This is a genomic window from Ectopseudomonas composti (assembly GCF_001567565.1).
Taxonomy (GTDB): domain Bacteria; phylum Pseudomonadota; class Gammaproteobacteria; order Pseudomonadales; family Pseudomonadaceae; genus Aquipseudomonas; species Aquipseudomonas composti_A.
Window position 1 is genome coordinate 1 of record NZ_LSSW01000032.1, and the last position, 14,972, is coordinate 14,972.

Genomic DNA, 14,972 nt, shown 5'->3' on the forward strand with positions numbered 1-14,972 from the left:
CGGCTTTGAGCGTGATGCGCGCAAAGGCCTTCTTGCCCGCCTGACAGACATGGCTCGAACCCACCTTGAACAGGAAGCCGCGATCGACCACTTCACCGTCGACGCGCACACCACCCGAACCCAGCAGGTCACGAGCAACCGCAGCGTTCTTCACCAGACCTGCCTTATTAAGGACGGATGAGATCGGCATATCTTCAGCAGACGCCAGCTCGACCTCCGGCAGGTCCTCCGGCAGCTCGCCATCTTTCATGCGATTGCCAGCGGAGCGGTGTGCATTGGCAGCCGCCTCCTCACCATGGAAACGCGCAACGAGCTCTTCAGCCAGCTTGATCTTGATGTCACGCGGATTCGCACCCTGCTCGACGTCACGCTTGAACTGCTCGATCTCTTCCATGGAACGGAAGCTGAGCAGCTCGAAGTAACGCCACATCAGCGCATCGGGCATGGAGACGAGCTTGTTGTACATCACGCCCGGCGCTTCCTGAATACCGACGTAGTTGCCCAGCGACTTGGACATCTTCTTCACGCCATCGAGACCTTCCAGCAACGGCATGGTGACGATGCACTGAGACTCCTGGCCATAGGCGCGCTGCAGCTCGCGCCCCATCAGAAGGTTGAACTTCTGATCGGTGCCACCCAGCTCGACATCAGCCTTCAGCGCCACGGAGTCGTAGCCCTGCACCAAGGGGTAGAGGAACTCATGAATAGCAATGGGTTGATTGCTGGTGTAGCGCTTGTCGAAGTCATCGCGCTCGAGCATGCGCGCCACCGTGTACTGCGAGGCCAGACGAATGAAGTCAGCCGGTTTCAGCTGATCCATCCAGGTAGAATTGAAGGCGACTTCGGTCTTGGCCGGGTCGAGGATCTTGAAGACCTGCTGTTTATACGTCTCGGCGTTATCCAGCACCTGCTCGCGAGTCAGCGGCGGACGGGTAGCGCTCTTGCCACTCGGATCACCGATCATCCCGGTGAAGTCACCAATAAGGAAGACCACCTGGTGACCGAGCTCCTGGAACTGGCGCAGCTTATTAATAAGCACGGTGTGACCGAGATGCAGGTCCGGCGCAGTAGGGTCGAAACCCGCCTTGATCCGCAGCGGCTGACCACGCTTGAGCTTTTCGATCAGCTCAGCCTCAACCAGAACCTCTTCCGCACCGCGCTTGATCAGCGCCAGCTGCTCTTCAACCGACTTCATAAAATGACTCGCAATAACCGTATTCAGAAAGGGAACCAACCATACAAGAACGCCGACAAATCACAAGTTTTGCTCAGCGTGAGACAACCCAGGCGTCGATGATTGTCTGCAGGGTTGCCTCAGGGCGGTTTTGGTTATATTTTATACAGTTAGTGCATATTCATCATGCTCTTCTTTTAATTTTCGCCTTTTCACTTCAAAAGCAGCCCTATGACCTCTACATCTAAAGCGCCGCCACTCTATCCAAAATCCCATATTCTGGCAGCGAGCGGCGTTGCCGCGCTGCTTAGCCTGGCTCTGCTGGTGTTTCCTTCGCGTGAAGTCGAAGCGCAGAAGACCTTCCTCGACCTTGATCTGGGCAACGATGCCGAGATGGTCCTGCAGGAAAAGGACGATCTCCGAGCGGGATTGCCAGTCCCAGGTGCCGCCTCGCCATTCGCCGATATCGAGCAAGGCACCGACACCGCCGATAACAGCGCAGAAGACGCTGACGAAGCCTCCTTAGAAACAGCCGACACCACTCCTCCCTCCGATCCCAACCACCACAACATCACGGTCAGTAACGGCGACACGCTTTCTACCGTGTTTGCCAAGGTTGGCCTGAATGCCAACGACCTGCATGAAGCGCTCAATAGCAGCAAAGACGCGAAGCAGTTCAGTCGCCTCAAAGTCGGCCAGGTGCTGGACTTCGAACTGAACGAAGAAGGCAAGCTCAAGAGCCTGCAGAGCAAGCTCAGCGACCTGGAAACCATCCGCCTCAGCCGCACCGACAAGGGTTTCGACTTCCAGCGCGACCAGGTCAAGCCGGAAGTGGTCACGGCCTACAGCCGCGGCGTGATCAACAGCTCGCTGTTTCTCTCGGCCAAGCGTGCCGGGCTGTCGCATAACCTGACCATGGAGCTGGCCAACGTATTCGGCTACGACATCGATTTCGCCATGGATATTCGCGAAGGCGACGAGTTCGAAGTCATTTATGAAGAGAAGGTGGTGAACGGCAAACGCGTCGGCACTGGCGACATTCTCTCCGCGCGCTTCACCAACCGCGGCAAGACCTACACCGCCGTGCGCTACACCAGCAAACAAGGCACCACCAGCTACTACAGCGCCGATGGCGAAAGCATGCGCAAGGCCTTCATTCGCACGCCAGTGGACTTCGCTCGTATCAGCTCGCGCTTTTCCACCGGTCGCAAGCACCCGATCCTGAACAAGATCCGCGCGCACAAAGGCGTCGACTATGCAGCTCCGCGCGGCACGCCGATCAAAGCGGCAGGTGATGGACGAGTAATGCTGGCAGGCCGCAATGGTGGTTACGGCAATACCGTGATCATCCAGCATGGTCAGCGCTATCGCACTCTCTACGCACACATGCAGGGCTTTGCCAAAGGTGTTCGTAACGGCGTCAACGTCAAGCAGGGGCAGATCATCGGGTACATCGGCACTACCGGCCTGTCCACCGGACCTCACCTGCACTATGAGTTCCAGGTCAATGGTGTCCACGTCGACCCACTCAGCCAGAAGCTGCCGATGGCAGATCCGATCGCTGCGAGCGAGAAGCAGCGCTTCATGCAGCTCAGCAAACCGCTGATGGCACGTATGGACCAGGAAAAAGCCACCATGCTGGCCGCTAATCAGCAGTAAGCCATGCCTCTCTATATTGGCGTGATGTCCGGTACCAGCCTGGACGGACTGGACATCGCGCTGATCGATCAGGGTCAGCGCCCCAAGCTGATCGCCACACTCTACCGCCCCATGCCAGAACAGCTGCGTTGCGAGCTGCTGGCGCTGTGCGCCTCGGGCGATGACGAGCTGGCTCGGGCGGCCATTGCCGAACAGCACTGGGTCGAGCTAGCTGCCGCCGCTATCAACGAGCTATTGCTGCAACAGAACCTGACCGCACAACAGATTCGCGCCATAGGCAGCCACGGCCAGACCGTGCGCCATGAACCCGCACGCGGCTTCACCATTCAGATCGGCAACCCGGCACTACTGGCCGAGCTCACCGGCATTTGCGTGGTCGGCGATTTTCGTCGTCGCGATGTAGCCGCTGGCGGCCAAGGCGCCCCCTTGGTGCCCGCCTTTCATCATGATCTGTTCGGCAGCAGTCAGCGCCAGGTCGCCGTGCTGAATGTCGGCGGCTTCAGCAACCTCAGCCTGCTGTCCCCCGGAAAGGACGTTCTGGGATTCGACAGTGGCCCCGGTAACGTGCTGCTCGATGCCTGGATTCAGCATTGCCAGGGTCTGACCTATGACCGTGACGGCGCCTGGGGAGCCAGCGGTAAGGTGCAGCCCGAGTTGCTGGCGCGACTGCTGAGCGACCCGTTCTTCGCCACTCAGGGCCCGAAAAGTACAGGCCGCGAACTGTTCAACCTCGAGTGGCTGCTTGGCCACCTACAAGCCCTTCCGGCGCTGCCCAGCGAGGACGTCCAGGCCACGCTGGTCGAGCTCACCGCATGCAGCATTGTCACCGCCTTGCGCAACGTACAGGCACATACAGACGTCCTGCTGGTGTGCGGCGGCGGCGCCCATAATGCCTGTCTGATGAAGCGCCTGAGCAAAATGCTGAGTAACACCCAGGTGAGCAGCACCGAGGCTGAAGGCGTAGATCCGGACTGGGTCGAAGCCATGGCTTTCGCCTGGCTGGCCCATTGCGCACTGGAAGGTATTGCCGGCAATCGTCCGAGCGTGACAGGCGCCAGAGGCCTGCGCGTACTCGGCGCCATCTATCCGGCCTGAAGCACTGCGCACAAACGAAAACGCCGCGCATAGTGCGCGGCGTTTCTTGCCAGGCCAGGCCTCAGATCGAGAAGGACGAGCCGCAACCACAGGTGGTGGTGGCGTTGGGGTTCTTGATCACGAAGCGCGAACCTTCCAACCCTTCCTGATAGTCGACCTCGGAGCCCGCCAGGTACTGGAAGCTCATGGCATCGACCACCAGGCTCACACCCTCGCGTTCGACGATGGTGTCATCTTCGGCCACATCCTCATCGAAGGTGAAGCCGTACTGGAAACCCGAGCAACCACCGCCCGTGACGAACACGCGCAGCTTCAGGCGCGGATTACCCTCTTCATCGACCAGATTCTTCACCTTGCTGGCCGCGCCTTGGGTGAAGTGCAAGGGGGCAGGGGTGAAGGTTTCGACGCTCATGCTATAACTCCCGGCGCCATGCGCCACACTGCGTTAGCAGGGTCATGAAAACAACCTGCGTGCCTGGCCGTCGACAACGACAGCCTGCTAGACGCGCATTATCCGCTTGCCCTACAAAATTGGTCAACTATTGCTCGACTTCCAGCGCAGCCGGAAGCTCGAGCGGTCGCTCGCCATCCTTGAGGTGGCAGAGACGCCCTTCGATCTGCGCCCCCCTGGCCATTTCCATCAGGCCGTAATGCAGGTTGCCGCGTACCCGCGAACGGGCGCCCAACTCCAGATGACCAGTGGCGAACACATCACCATTGACCTCTCCGTCGATCACGATATGGGGGGCACGTATCTCGCCTTCAACTACGCCACCAACACTGACGCGTACCAGCCCCTCGGTGGCCAGCAGATTACCGCTGACCCGACCATCCACCTGCACGGCGCCCTGGAAGCGCATGTCGCCTACCAGCTCGGCACCAGCGGCGATCAGGCTGGTCTTGCCGCTGAAGCGCTGCAAGTCGGGTTTGGTCTTGTCTTTACTCCACATGGGTGGCTATCGCTCCTGTTTTTATCCATTCAAATGTACGGCTCAGCGGCTTGTCGCCCTGGACCTCTGCCTGAACCTTGACCTGGCGCGGCTCGAAGCCATCAGGCAGCTGCAGTTCGCCGAAGCGGCCGGCTCCGGGGAAAGACTGGAAGTGCTTGAAGGAGAACGGAATGCTGCTCTCGCTCACCTGCTCTGAAAGCGCCGCCAGTTCCAACGTCGCCGGTTTGCCGTTCTGCTGACCTTCCACGGTGATACGCAAGCGCCCCTGCAATGCCTCATCACTGGCACCGACTCGGCTCATCAGCAACTTGTAGCGAAAGCGCTGCGGCACGTCCGTGGCTTGCAGCTCGAAGGTGCGGATGCGCAGGCCTTCGCGACGACTGGCAGGCGCCAGCACGCCTTTGTAGAAGGCCAGGTCCTGTTGCTGCTTGAAGATCTGTTCCTCCAGCAGCTTGATGGTCTGTCGGTTCTGCTCCATGGCCTGCTGGGTGACCTTGTCGCTACTGCCGACAACGGCCAGGCGCTGGCGCAACAGCTCCAGCTCCTGCTCCTGCTCGGCAACGCGGGTCAGCAGTGCATGTGCCTCCTCGGACGTCTGCTGCGGCTGCGCCTGCGGCCAATACCAACCCAGGGCAAAAGCCAGCGGGATGCACAGCACCAGCAGCAACAGACGCCAGCGGCGCCTGCGCTCGCTACGCGGATCGCTGAGGCGAACCTCCCAGCCCGGTGTCACGGCAACAGGGCCGCGTGCGACAGGCCGAGGCGCTCGTCGAGACCGAAGAGAATGTTCATGTTCTGCACGGCCTGACCAGAGGCGCCCTTGACCAGATTGTCGATCACCGACAACACCACCACCAGGTCGCCGCCCTGTGGACGGTGCACGGCGATGCGGCATACGTTGCCGCCGCGCACGCTACGGGTTTCCGGATGGCTGCCGGCCGGCATCACGTCGACGAAAGGCTCGCCGGCGTAGCGCTTCTCGAACAGCGCCTGCAGATCGACCGAGGTATCGGCCACGCGCGCATAGAGGGTCGCGTGGATGCCGCGAATCATTGGCGTCAGGTGTGGGACGAAGGTCAGGCCGACATCATTGCCCGCCGCCTGGCGCAGCCCCTGGCGAATTTCCGGAAGGTGGCGGTGCCCCTTGACCGAGTACGCCTTCATGCTCTCGCCGGCCTCACAGAACAGCGAGCCGACACTGGCGCCACGGCCAGCGCCGCTGACGCCGCTCTTGCAATCGGCGATCAGGCTACCTGCATCCGCCAACCCGGCCTCGAGCAGCGGGATCAGTCCGAGCTGAGCGGCAGTCGGATAGCAGCCGGGCACGGCGATCAGACGCGCCGTCTTGATCGCCTCGCGATTGACCTCGGGCAGCCCGTACACCGCCTCGCTCAGCAACTCGGGCGCGCCGTGCGGCTGGCCGTACCACTTGGCCCACTCCTCGGCGTCCTGCAAGCGGAAGTCGGCGGACAGGTCGATCACTCGCGTTCCCGCAGCCAGCAGCTCGCCGGCCAGGGCATGCGCCACACCGTGCGGAGTGGCGAAGAACACCACATCGCAGGCACCCAGCGTGGCGACATCCGGGACGCTGAAGGCGAGATCCGGATAGTGGCCGCGCAGGTTGGGATACATCTCATCGACGCGCAGGCCGGCTTCGGAGCGGGAAGTGATCACCGTCACCTCTGCCTGCGGATGTTGCGCCAGCAGACGCAGCAGTTCGACACCCGTGTAGCCCGTGCCGCCGACGATACCGACCTTGATCATCACATGCCCCTTTGCAAAAGCCATTGGAAAGCTGCCGATGATAAAGCCGCATCGGCCAAGCTCCAACCACGGAGGTGACGCCAGCCATCAGCAGCCTCTACTATCGAGGCCATTTTTCAGCGTGGGAAGCGAAAATGCTCTATCTCTGGCTCAAGGCTCTGCACATCATCGCCATGGTCTGTTGGTTCGCCGGCCTGTTCTACCTGCCGCGCCTGTTCGTCTATCACGCCATGAGCAGTGACGCGGCCAGCCACGAACGCTTCTGCATCATGGAGCGCAAGCTGTATCGCGGCATCATGATCCCGTCGATGATCGCCACGCTGGGTCTGGGTATCTGGTTGCTCAGCCTCAATTCGGCGTACTACCTCACGCAAGGCTGGATGCACGCCAAGCTCACGCTGGTCGTGGCGCTGGTGATCTATCACCACCTGTGCGGCGCTCAGCTCAAACGTTTTGCCCGCGGCGGGAACAGCCGCAGTCACGTGTTCTATCGTTGGTTCAACGAAGCGCCGGTGCTGGCCCTGCTGGGCATCGTCATTCTGGTCGTCGTCCGCCCCTTCTGAGGAGTTCGCCATGTCTCTGCCTGCCCTGCTCGAACAACGCCTGCGTCTGCCCCTGGTGGCTGCACCGATGTTTCTGGTGTCCAACCCGGCGCTGGTCAGCGCCTGCTGCAACAGTGGCATCGTCGGCAGTTTCCCGGCATTGAATCAGCGAGACAGTGCCGGCTTCTGCGCCTGGCTCGAAGAGATCGCAGCCAGCCTCACGACTGACGCCGCACCTTATGCCGTCAATCTGATCGTTCACCACAGCAACCCACGCCTGCAGGCGGACCTGGCCATCTGCGTGGAACGCCGCGTGCCTATCGTCATCACCAGCCTGGGCGCGGTGAAGGAAGTGGTCGACGCCGTACACAGCTATGGCGGCCTGGTGTTCCATGACGTGACCACTCGCCGCCATGCGGAAAAGGCCGCCGAAGCCGGCGTGGACGGCCTGATTGCCGTGGCCGCCGGTGCCGGCGGCCATGCCGGCACCTGGAGCCCCTTCGCGCTGCTGGCGGAGATTCGTCAGTTCTTCGACAAGACCGTGCTGCTGTCCGGCTGCCTCAACCACGGCCATGAGATTCTCGCTGCCCAACTACTCGGAGCCGATCTCGCCTATATGGGTACACGCTTCATCGCCACTACCGAGAACAACGCATCGGCCGACTACAAGGCGATGATTCTCGGTGCCCAGGCCGCCGATATCATCCACACGCCGGCAGTGTCCGGCATCCCCGCGAGCTTCATGCGCCAGAGTCTGGAGCGGGCCGGCTATGACCTGAAGCAGCTGCAGAACAAGGCCGACGTCAACTACGGCGAAAAACTCAAGCCGGTGGACGACGAGGCCAAGGCCTGGAAGACCGTCTGGTCGGCCGGCCAGGGCGTCGGCGGCATCGACGATCTGCCCTCGGTGCAAGAGCTGGTGGCGCGACTCGACCGCGAATACCGCGCCGCGCTGACACGCAGCCAGCGACTGGGACAACGCTGGCCACGATGAAACGCCGTCACCTGCTCGGTCTGGGAGCGCTGGGCCTGCTTGGCGGCTGGGCGCTGCGTCCGCATGACCGGGGGCAGGCACATGACGCCTACTTCGCCGCGCTCAATCGACAGCTGCAACGCGACAGCGAGGGTGCACCAACCCTGCTGCTCGACCTCGACCGACTCGACGCCAATGCCGACCTGCTGGCGACTCGGCTCGCCGGCCGCCTGCAGCTGCGCCTGGTCGCCAAGTCGCTGGCCAGCACCGGCCTGCTGGAGTACCTGGCCAAGCATCTGCAAACCCAGCGTTTCATGGTCTTCAATCAGCCGCAGCTGGATCACCTGGCAAGAAACTTTCCCCAGGCCGACCTGCTGCTCGGCAAGCCCATGCCGGTCGCGGCGGCGCTGAACTTCTATCGCCAGTTGCCGCACCATTTGGATTTCGCTCCCGGCCGCCAGGTGACCTGGCTGATCGACAGCCAGCAGCGCCTGCTGCACTACGCCGAACTGGCCAAGGCGCTGGGTCGGCCGCTGCGTATCGCACTGGAAATCGACATCGGCCTCGAGCGTGGCGGCTTCGCCACGCCACAGGCTCTGACGCAGGCGCTGCATCAGCTGCGCCAACTGCCGACTCTGCAGCTGCAAGGGCTCATGGGGTATGACGCCCATGTCGCCCACAACCCAATCTGGCAAAGCCAGACCCAGGCATTCAATGAGGCGGATGCACGCTACCGCCAGTTCATCGCTAGCGCGCAGGCATTCACCGGGCTCTGGCCGAAGGAAGCGCTGCTCAACGGCGGCGGCAGTCTGACCTACCCGCTGCACGTCCAGCAGAACAGCGCGCTCAATGAAGTCGCCGTCGGCTCTGCACTGCTCAAGCCGGCAGAGTTCGACACGCCACTGCTGCAGGCGCATCAGCCGGGGCTATGGATCGCCAGCCCGGTGCTCAAGGCCGTCAAGGGCGCCCTGCCCTACCTGCAGCCGCTACAGCCGGTGCTCGAAGCCTGGAACCCCAACCGGCAGAACGCCTATTACCTCTACGGCGGCCGCTGGCCGGCGCAGCCGATTTCCCCCGCAGGGCTCGACTACGACGAGCTATACGGCCGCAGCGCCAATCAGGAACGCCTGATCGGCAGCCGCGGCACGCAACTCAGCACTCAGGACTGGGTATTTCTGCGCCCTGCGCTCAGCGAAGGATTGCTGGGTGATTTCGGCGAAATACGTCTACTACGCCGCGGCCAGCTGGTCGGCCGCTGGAGCACAATAGGCAACGCCTGAAAATGCTCCGCCCCTGCGCTTCAGGCCGCTTGTATATTGGCCTCGCGGCACTCTAGGCTTACGCCTCGCCTGCTGCTGAACGGGCACTTCACTCACTCCCCTTCCGCCGACAAGGAAGCTCGCATGAATCAACCGCGCTACAAGATAGTGTTCGACGGCCAACTGATGCCCGAGGCCTCGTTGGAAACGGTCAAGACCAACCTGGCCCGCCTGTTCAAGAGCGACCTTGCTCGCATCGACAGCTTGTTCAGCGGAGCCCCGGTGGCACTCAAGCGTGATCTGGGCGAAAGCGAGGCTGAGCAGTATCTGACCGCCTTACAGAAGGCCGGTGCAAAAGTGCGCAAGGAGCTGGACCAGACAGCCAACCTCAGCCTGGTGCCGACCGAAGCGGAAACCGTGCAGGCCGAACAGGCCGCGGCCCCCACCATGACCTGCCCGAAATGCGGCCATGAACAGGCCAAGGCGGCCGAGTGTTCCGCCTGCGGCATCATCATCGAGAAATACCTCGCGCGCCAGGCGCAGCTGACCGAAACCGCGCCCGCGCCAGCCTCCGCCCCAGTTGCGGCTGCGGCATCGCCCTATGCACCGCCGCAGGCCAGCGTCGCCGAGCAGTTACCGCAATACTGCGAACTCAAGGTATTCAGCGTCAACGGCCGTATAGGCCGCGTGCGCTATCTGGGCTGGACCATGGCCATGCTGCTGTGCATGCTGCCACTGATGCTGCTGTTTGCCGGTGCCTCGGCCATGTCCAGCGTTCTGGGCACCCTGATACTGGGCGTCGCGGTGATCGCCATGATCGTGATCGGCGTGTTCATCGGCGTTCAGCGCCTGCACGATATGGGCTGGTCTGGCTGGCTGTGGCTGCTCAATTTCGTGCCATTCGTCGGCAGCGTCTTCGCCCTGCTGATGCTGATCATCCCCGGCACCCAGGGTGTCAACCGTTACGGCCCACCGCCACCGCCGAACAGCACTGGCGTCAAGTTACTGGCCTGGTTGTTCCTGCTGGTACCAGTGACCGGCATCGTCGCCGCCATCGCCATTCCTCAGTATCAGGGCTATGTAGAGCGCGCCAGCGAGTATCAGGAGCAGTAATCCCCCGACCATGCGCAGCTATGCACTGATCACCGGCGCCTCCAGCGGCATCGGCCTGGCCCTGGCCGAAGCCCTGGCGCGCCGGGGGCGCAATCTGATCCTGGTGGCGCGCCGACGTGACGCCCTGGAAAGCATTGCCTACGAACTGGCCCAGCGCTTCGGCGTCGAGGTGCTGTTTCGCCTCTGCGACCTGAGCGAGCCGTTGCAGTTATCTGGCCTGCTGTTGGAGCTGGAAGAAGGTCAGTGGCACGTCGACCTGCTGGTGAACAACGCCGGTCTGGGTTGTGCTGGTGCCTTCCTCGAACAGGACTGGAGCCGCGAGCAGGAGCAGTTGGAGGTCAATGTGCTGGCACTGACCCGCCTAAGCCACGCACTCGGCCAGCGCATGGCCGAGCACGGAGCCGGGCAGATCCTCAACGTCGCCTCGCTTGCCGCCTTCCAGCCAGGCCCTTGGATGAGCAGCTACTACGCCAGCAAGGCCTATGTGCTGCACTTTTCCGAGGGGCTGCGCGAGGAGCTGAAGGGTCGCGGCGTGCGCGTGTCGGTACTCTGCCCGGGGCCGACGCACAGCGCCTTCTTCCGCGCGGCGCAGATGGACGTCACGCGCCTGGCTGGCAGCAAGCTGATGATGAGCGCCGAGGAAGTCGCACTGATCACCGTTCGCGCGCTGGAAAAGAACCGCGCCATCATCATCCCCGGCTGGCGCAACCGCCTGCTGGCCCTGAGCCCGCGCCTGGCACCACGCTGGCTGGTGCGTAAGCTTAGCGCCCGCCTGACCCGCCCCTTCACCGGCGCCTGATCAACCCGCGTTGACCGTTCGCCCATCCGCCCACGCGCGCAACGCAGCCAGACGCTCGGCCATCACCACCGACAGCGGCGCGGTGCCCTGCAGCGCGCGCAGCACCAGCGACTGATCGACCGCCTGCTGTTGCGCCTGACCGGCGTACAGCGCGCTGACCACCGCCTGCTCGATCTCAGCTCCGGAATACCCCTCACTGGCCGCTGCCAGTTGCGCCAGATCGAAACCGGCAGGCTCGAGCTCGCGGCGCTGCAGGTGGATACGGAAGATCTCGGCACGCACCTCGGCACTGGGCAGGTCGACGAAGAACAACTCATCGAAACGCCCTTTGCGCACCAGCTCCGGAGGCAGGCGGTCGATGGCGTTGGCCGTGGCGACGACGAACACCGGCGCCTTGCGCTCGGCCATCCAGGTCAGCAGCGTGCCGAGTACGCGCTGGCTGACGCCGCCGTCATGGTCACCGCTGGCCAGGCCCTTCTCCACTTCGTCCATCCACAGCACGCAGGGCGCCATCTGTTCAGCCAGACGCAGCGCCTCGCGCAGGTTGCGCTCGGTCTCGCCAAAGAACTTGTTGTACAGGCAGGCAAAATCCAGACGCAGCAGCGGCAGGCCCCAGAGTCCCGCTACGGCCTTGGCGGCCAGACTCTTGCCGCCGCCCTGCACGCCCACCAGCATCACGCCTTTCGGCGCATCCATCAGCTTGCCTTCGAGAAAACCGGCCTGGCGCTCGCCCAACCAGCGCTTGAGATTGACCAGCCCGCCGACTTCGGCAAAACGCGCCGTGTCGTACTCGAAACTGAGCACGCCCTCCAGATCCAGCAGTTGGAACTTGGTCTTGTTTAGCTCGGGGATGTCCTCCTGAGTGATCGCCCCGTCATCGCAAATGACGTTGCGCGCCAGCGCTCGCGCCTCGGCATGACTCAGGCCGCGCAGGTTCTTCACCACCTGCTGCAGCGTCCGGTTGTCGGTGCGTACCCGCGCCCCGCGATTGCCCTCGCTCCAGCGCGTCGCCTCGTCACGCACGATGCTCAGCAGTTCGTCCTCCGACGGCAGCGCGAGACTGAAGCGGGCGGCGAAACGCTGCACTTCGGCCGGCAGCTTGAGCGCATGCGACACCAGCACCAGCGTCGGCTTGTGCGCCGCCTCGCTCATGGCGATTTCCTTGAGCAAACGCACCAGCCGAGGGTTGTCATCGAGGAAAGGATGCAAGTCGCACATCACGTAGAGGTTCGGCTGCGGATCGGCCTTGATCAAGCGCAGCGCCGCCTCCGGCTCCAGGGTTGGCGACTCGTCCACCGGCGCCCCACCGAAGCCCAGGCGCTGCAAACCTTCGGTGACCGACCAGGTATGCAGGCCGAGACCGCGCCTGACTGCCAGACCGGTCAGGGTTTCCAGCACGCGCAATTCATCCCAGGACTCGATGACCACCAGTTTGACCTTGGAATCCAGCACCAGGCCAAGATCATGAATATCGTTCTTCAACACCCGCTCCTTGTGAAGTTTGGCCAGCCAGGCAAGCAGGGTTACCATCCGCGGTTTAGCAGAATCGGGAGCTCACAGCATGGACCGTCTGAACACGCAGATCGTCGCCGGAGGCCTCGCGCCGTGCAAGTGCTGAAAGCGCACCGCGTGACAGTCGCCGCCATTGCCATCACTGCCAGCGTCCTACTGGCGAACCGACCGGCAGTCGCCACCGAGATCATCAGCGATCCGCTGCCCGGCGGCGGCCAAGGCCCCGACATGGTGGTTATACCCGCCGGCGAGTTTCGCCTGGGCGATGCCAGCGGTCGCGGCAACGACAACGAGCGCCCACCGCGTACCATCGTCTTCGCCCAACCTTTCGCCATGGGCCGCTACGAAGTCACCTTCGCCGACTGGCAGAAATATGCCGAAGCCAACAAGCTGCCCATGCCCGACAACGAAGGTTGGGGCCTTTCCGCTCAGCGTCCGGTGATCCACGTGTCCTGGCGCGACGCTCACGCCTACGCCCAGTGGCTGTCACGCGAGACTGGCGCGCGTTATCGCCTGCCCACCGAAGCCGAATGGGAATATGCCGCACGCGGCGGCAGCCACAGCTACTACTGGTGGGGCGAGGAACTCGACAGCGATGAACGGGCACCTCGTGCTCATTGCCGTGGTTGCGCCAGCTCACGCCTGCTGCGCAACAAGACGGCGGCCGTCGGTCAGTTTCCGGCCAATGGCTTCGGCCTGTACGACACGGCAGGCAATGTCTGGGAGTGGACGGCCTCGAACTTCACCCAGCACTTCGACGGCAGCGAAACACAGAGCGCCGCCCTGCTCGACAATAGCCCGCGCGTGGTGCGCGGCGGCGCCTGGAACAGCGGCCCGGTCTACCTGCGCAGCAGCATGCGCGACCTCAAGCAACCGCATCATCGCGACTATGCCCTGGGGTTTCGCGTGCTGCGCGAGCTGCCCTGAGCGCGGACGCTCGCGCAACTTTGCAGTAGACTAGGGCGTCGTTCCACCCGGAGGTGCCCCATGGCCAGCGAACGCCAGTATTCCCCCGTCGACCGCCTGCTGCTGCAGGCCGATGCCGCCCTGCGCACCCTGCTGCCCTTCAGCGGCGCCTCGGGTCGTCCCTCGCCCGCCATCGTGCAGAACGAGAGCGAGATGAGCAGTGATGAGTCCCGTCATGTCGCCGGCCTGATGCGCATCAACCACACCGGCGAAGTCTGCGCCCAGGCCCTCTACCAAGGCCAGGCACTGACTGCCAAACTGCCGGAGGTGCGCAGCGCCATGGAGCATGCGGCCGATGAGGAAACCGACCACCTGGCCTGGTGCGAGCAACGCATTCGTGAACTCGGCAGCCACCCGAGCGTACTGAATCCGCTGTTCTACGGCCTGTCGTTCGGGGTTGGTGCCGTCGCTGGTCTGGTCAGTGATCGGGTCAGCCTTGGCTTCGTCGCCGCCACCGAAGATCAGGTGTGCAAGCACCTGGACGAGCACCTGGAGCAACTGCCCGAACACGACGCCAAGTCACGGGCCATCCTCGAACAGATGCGCGTCGACGAACAGCAGCATGCCAATAGCGCAATGGCCGCTGGCGGCGTGCGCTTCCCGGCGCCTGTCAAATTTGGCATGACCTTGCTGTCGAAGGTCATGACCAAGAGCACCTACCGCATCTGAAACGAACAAGGGCGCCAATCGGCGCCCTTGTCGTCTGCAGCGAAGCTGTTCAGCCCAGCTCGATGATTTCGTAATCGTGGCTGATGTCGACACCAGCACGGCCCAGCATGATCGAGGCCGAGCAGTACTTCTCCGCTGAAAGCTCCACCGCGCGCTTGACCTGGGCTTCTTTCAACCCACGCCCCTTGACCACGAAGTGCAGGTGGATCTTGGTGAATACCTTGGGCTCCTCGCCAGCGCGCTCGGCGTCGAGGAACACTTCGCAGCTTTCTACCGGCTGGCGGCCCTTGCGCAAAATACTCACTACATCGAAGTTGCTGCAGCCACCAAGCCCGATCAACAACATCTCCATAGGCCGAATGCCGAGGTTACGGCCACCGGCTTCGGGTGGGCCATCCATCACCACGGCATGGCCACTACCGGACTCGCCGAGGAACAGAGCTTCACCGGCCCATTGCACACGCGCTTTCATCGATCTTGGCTCCCAGAGTGGAAAA

Annotated in this window: 16 protein-coding genes; 9 read left to right on the forward strand and 7 right to left on the reverse strand. The window is 62.9% G+C overall.

Annotation, left to right across the window (positions count from 1 at the left end):
- A partial coding sequence (gene tyrS / locus PCLY_RS22695; protein ID WP_061242566.1) for a tyrosine--tRNA ligase occupies positions 1-1,195 on the reverse strand: 1,195 nt, incomplete at its 3' end.
- Positions 1,196-1,405: 210 nt separating this feature from the next.
- On the opposite strand from tyrS, the gene PCLY_RS22700 reads away from it, so the two are divergent.
- Entirely contained in the window at positions 1,406-2,833 is a 1,428-nt protein-coding gene (locus PCLY_RS22700) for a peptidoglycan DD-metalloendopeptidase family protein (RefSeq protein WP_061242568.1), read from the forward strand.
- Between the two features lie 3 nt (positions 2,834-2,836).
- Positions 2,837-3,928 carry an anhydro-N-acetylmuramic acid kinase gene (locus tag PCLY_RS22705; protein WP_061242569.1) on the forward strand — a complete coding sequence of 364 codons (1,092 nt, stop codon included), beginning with the start codon at positions 2,837-2,839 and terminating at the stop codon, positions 3,926-3,928.
- Between the two features lie 61 nt (positions 3,929-3,989).
- Here the strand turns inward: PCLY_RS22705 and erpA are convergent, their stop codons facing one another.
- From erpA to argC, 4 genes are all read right to left on the reverse strand, one after another.
- Positions 3,990-4,340 (reverse strand): iron-sulfur cluster insertion protein ErpA, encoded by a 351-nt coding sequence (gene erpA / locus PCLY_RS22710; protein ID WP_003463426.1) that lies wholly within the window; start codon positions 4,338-4,340, stop codon positions 3,990-3,992.
- Positions 4,341-4,467: 127 nt separating this feature from the next.
- Complete coding sequence (locus PCLY_RS22715; protein WP_061242571.1) at positions 4,468-4,878, reverse strand: bactofilin family protein; 411 nt, start codon at positions 4,876-4,878, stop codon at positions 4,468-4,470.
- Positions 4,868-5,611 carry a DUF6776 family protein gene (locus tag PCLY_RS22720; RefSeq protein WP_231740208.1) on the reverse strand — a complete coding sequence of 248 codons (744 nt, stop codon included), beginning with the start codon at positions 5,609-5,611 and terminating at the stop codon, positions 4,868-4,870. Before PCLY_RS22720 ends, PCLY_RS22715 begins: the two co-directional genes overlap by 11 nt.
- Positions 5,608-6,642, reverse strand: a complete 1,035-nt coding sequence (argC, locus tag PCLY_RS22725) for an N-acetyl-gamma-glutamyl-phosphate reductase (RefSeq protein WP_061242573.1) — start codon at positions 6,640-6,642, stop codon at positions 5,608-5,610. Before argC ends, PCLY_RS22720 begins: the two co-directional genes overlap by 4 nt.
- A gap of 134 nt (positions 6,643-6,776) precedes the next feature.
- Between argC and hemJ the strand changes: the two genes are divergently transcribed.
- The 5 genes from hemJ (at position 6,777) to PCLY_RS22750 (ending at position 11,328) form a co-directional block, all read left to right on the forward strand.
- Positions 6,777-7,205, forward strand: a complete 429-nt coding sequence (gene hemJ / locus PCLY_RS22730) for a protoporphyrinogen oxidase HemJ (RefSeq protein WP_061242575.1) — start codon at positions 6,777-6,779, stop codon at positions 7,203-7,205.
- Between the two features lie 10 nt (positions 7,206-7,215).
- Complete coding sequence (locus PCLY_RS22735; RefSeq protein ID WP_061242578.1) at positions 7,216-8,178, forward strand: NAD(P)H-dependent flavin oxidoreductase; 963 nt, start codon at positions 7,216-7,218, stop codon at positions 8,176-8,178.
- Positions 8,175-9,437, forward strand: coding sequence for an alanine racemase (locus PCLY_RS22740; RefSeq protein WP_061242579.1), 1,263 nt, complete (start codon positions 8,175-8,177; stop codon positions 9,435-9,437). Before PCLY_RS22735 ends, PCLY_RS22740 begins: the two co-directional genes overlap by 4 nt.
- A 123-nt stretch (positions 9,438-9,560) precedes the next feature.
- A complete protein-coding gene (locus PCLY_RS22745; RefSeq protein ID WP_061242581.1) occupies positions 9,561-10,529 on the forward strand; it encodes a DUF805 domain-containing protein in 969 nt (322 codons plus the stop codon).
- 10 nt (positions 10,530-10,539) lie between these two features.
- Positions 10,540-11,328, forward strand: a complete 789-nt coding sequence (locus PCLY_RS22750) for an SDR family NAD(P)-dependent oxidoreductase (RefSeq protein WP_061242583.1) — start codon at positions 10,540-10,542, stop codon at positions 11,326-11,328.
- Here PCLY_RS22750 and PCLY_RS22755 read toward each other — a convergent pair whose 3' ends face one another.
- The gene (locus tag PCLY_RS22755; protein ID WP_156458647.1) at positions 11,329-12,810 is read right to left on the reverse strand and encodes an AAA family ATPase; all 1,482 of its coding nucleotides are present in this window, start codon (positions 12,808-12,810) and stop codon (positions 11,329-11,331) included.
- Positions 12,811-12,933: 123 nt separating this feature from the next.
- Here PCLY_RS22755 and PCLY_RS22760 point away from each other — a divergent pair, with 123 nt between their 5' ends.
- Both PCLY_RS22760 and coq7 read left to right on the forward strand, forming a co-directional pair.
- Positions 12,934-13,767: a formylglycine-generating enzyme family protein gene (locus tag PCLY_RS22760; RefSeq protein ID WP_061242587.1), complete on the forward strand. Its 834-nt coding sequence runs from the start codon at positions 12,934-12,936 to the stop codon at positions 13,765-13,767.
- A gap of 60 nt (positions 13,768-13,827) precedes the next feature.
- The gene (coq7, locus tag PCLY_RS22765; RefSeq protein ID WP_061242589.1) at positions 13,828-14,475 is read left to right on the forward strand and encodes a 2-polyprenyl-3-methyl-6-methoxy-1,4-benzoquinone monooxygenase; all 648 of its coding nucleotides are present in this window, start codon (positions 13,828-13,830) and stop codon (positions 14,473-14,475) included.
- Positions 14,476-14,524: 49 nt separating this feature from the next.
- Here the strand turns inward: coq7 and PCLY_RS22770 are convergent, their stop codons facing one another.
- Positions 14,525-14,947, reverse strand: a complete 423-nt coding sequence (locus PCLY_RS22770) for an OsmC family protein (RefSeq protein WP_061242591.1) — start codon at positions 14,945-14,947, stop codon at positions 14,525-14,527.
- Between the last annotated feature and the right edge of the window lie 25 nt (positions 14,948-14,972).

Excerpts from the sequence above, each read along its gene's own strand:
- PCLY_RS22715 (WP_061242571.1), bottom strand. The coding sequence starts at position 4,878 with ATGTGGAGTAAAGACAAGACCAAACCCGACTTGCAGCGCTTCAGCGGC.
- PCLY_RS22735 (WP_061242578.1), top strand. The coding sequence starts at position 7,216 with ATGTCTCTGCCTGCCCTGCTCGAACAACGCCTGCGTCTGCCCCTGGTG.
- coq7 (WP_061242589.1), top strand. The coding sequence starts at position 13,828 with ATGGCCAGCGAACGCCAGTATTCCCCCGTCGACCGCCTGCTGCTGCAG.
- argC (WP_061242573.1), bottom strand. The coding sequence starts at position 6,642 with ATGATCAAGGTCGGTATCGTCGGCGGCACGGGCTACACGGGTGTCGAA.
- PCLY_RS22745 (WP_061242581.1), top strand. The coding sequence starts at position 9,561 with ATGAATCAACCGCGCTACAAGATAGTGTTCGACGGCCAACTGATGCCC.
- PCLY_RS22740 (WP_061242579.1), top strand. The coding sequence starts at position 8,175 with ATGAAACGCCGTCACCTGCTCGGTCTGGGAGCGCTGGGCCTGCTTGGC.
- PCLY_RS22750 (WP_061242583.1), top strand. The coding sequence starts at position 10,540 with ATGCGCAGCTATGCACTGATCACCGGCGCCTCCAGCGGCATCGGCCTG.
- PCLY_RS22700 (WP_061242568.1), top strand. The coding sequence starts at position 1,406 with ATGACCTCTACATCTAAAGCGCCGCCACTCTATCCAAAATCCCATATT.
- hemJ (WP_061242575.1), top strand. The coding sequence starts at position 6,777 with ATGCTCTATCTCTGGCTCAAGGCTCTGCACATCATCGCCATGGTCTGT.
- erpA (WP_003463426.1), bottom strand. The coding sequence starts at position 4,340 with ATGAGCGTCGAAACCTTCACCCCTGCCCCCTTGCACTTCACCCAAGGC.
- PCLY_RS22770 (WP_061242591.1), bottom strand. The coding sequence starts at position 14,947 with ATGAAAGCGCGTGTGCAATGGGCCGGTGAAGCTCTGTTCCTCGGCGAG.
- PCLY_RS22705 (WP_061242569.1), top strand. The coding sequence starts at position 2,837 with ATGCCTCTCTATATTGGCGTGATGTCCGGTACCAGCCTGGACGGACTG.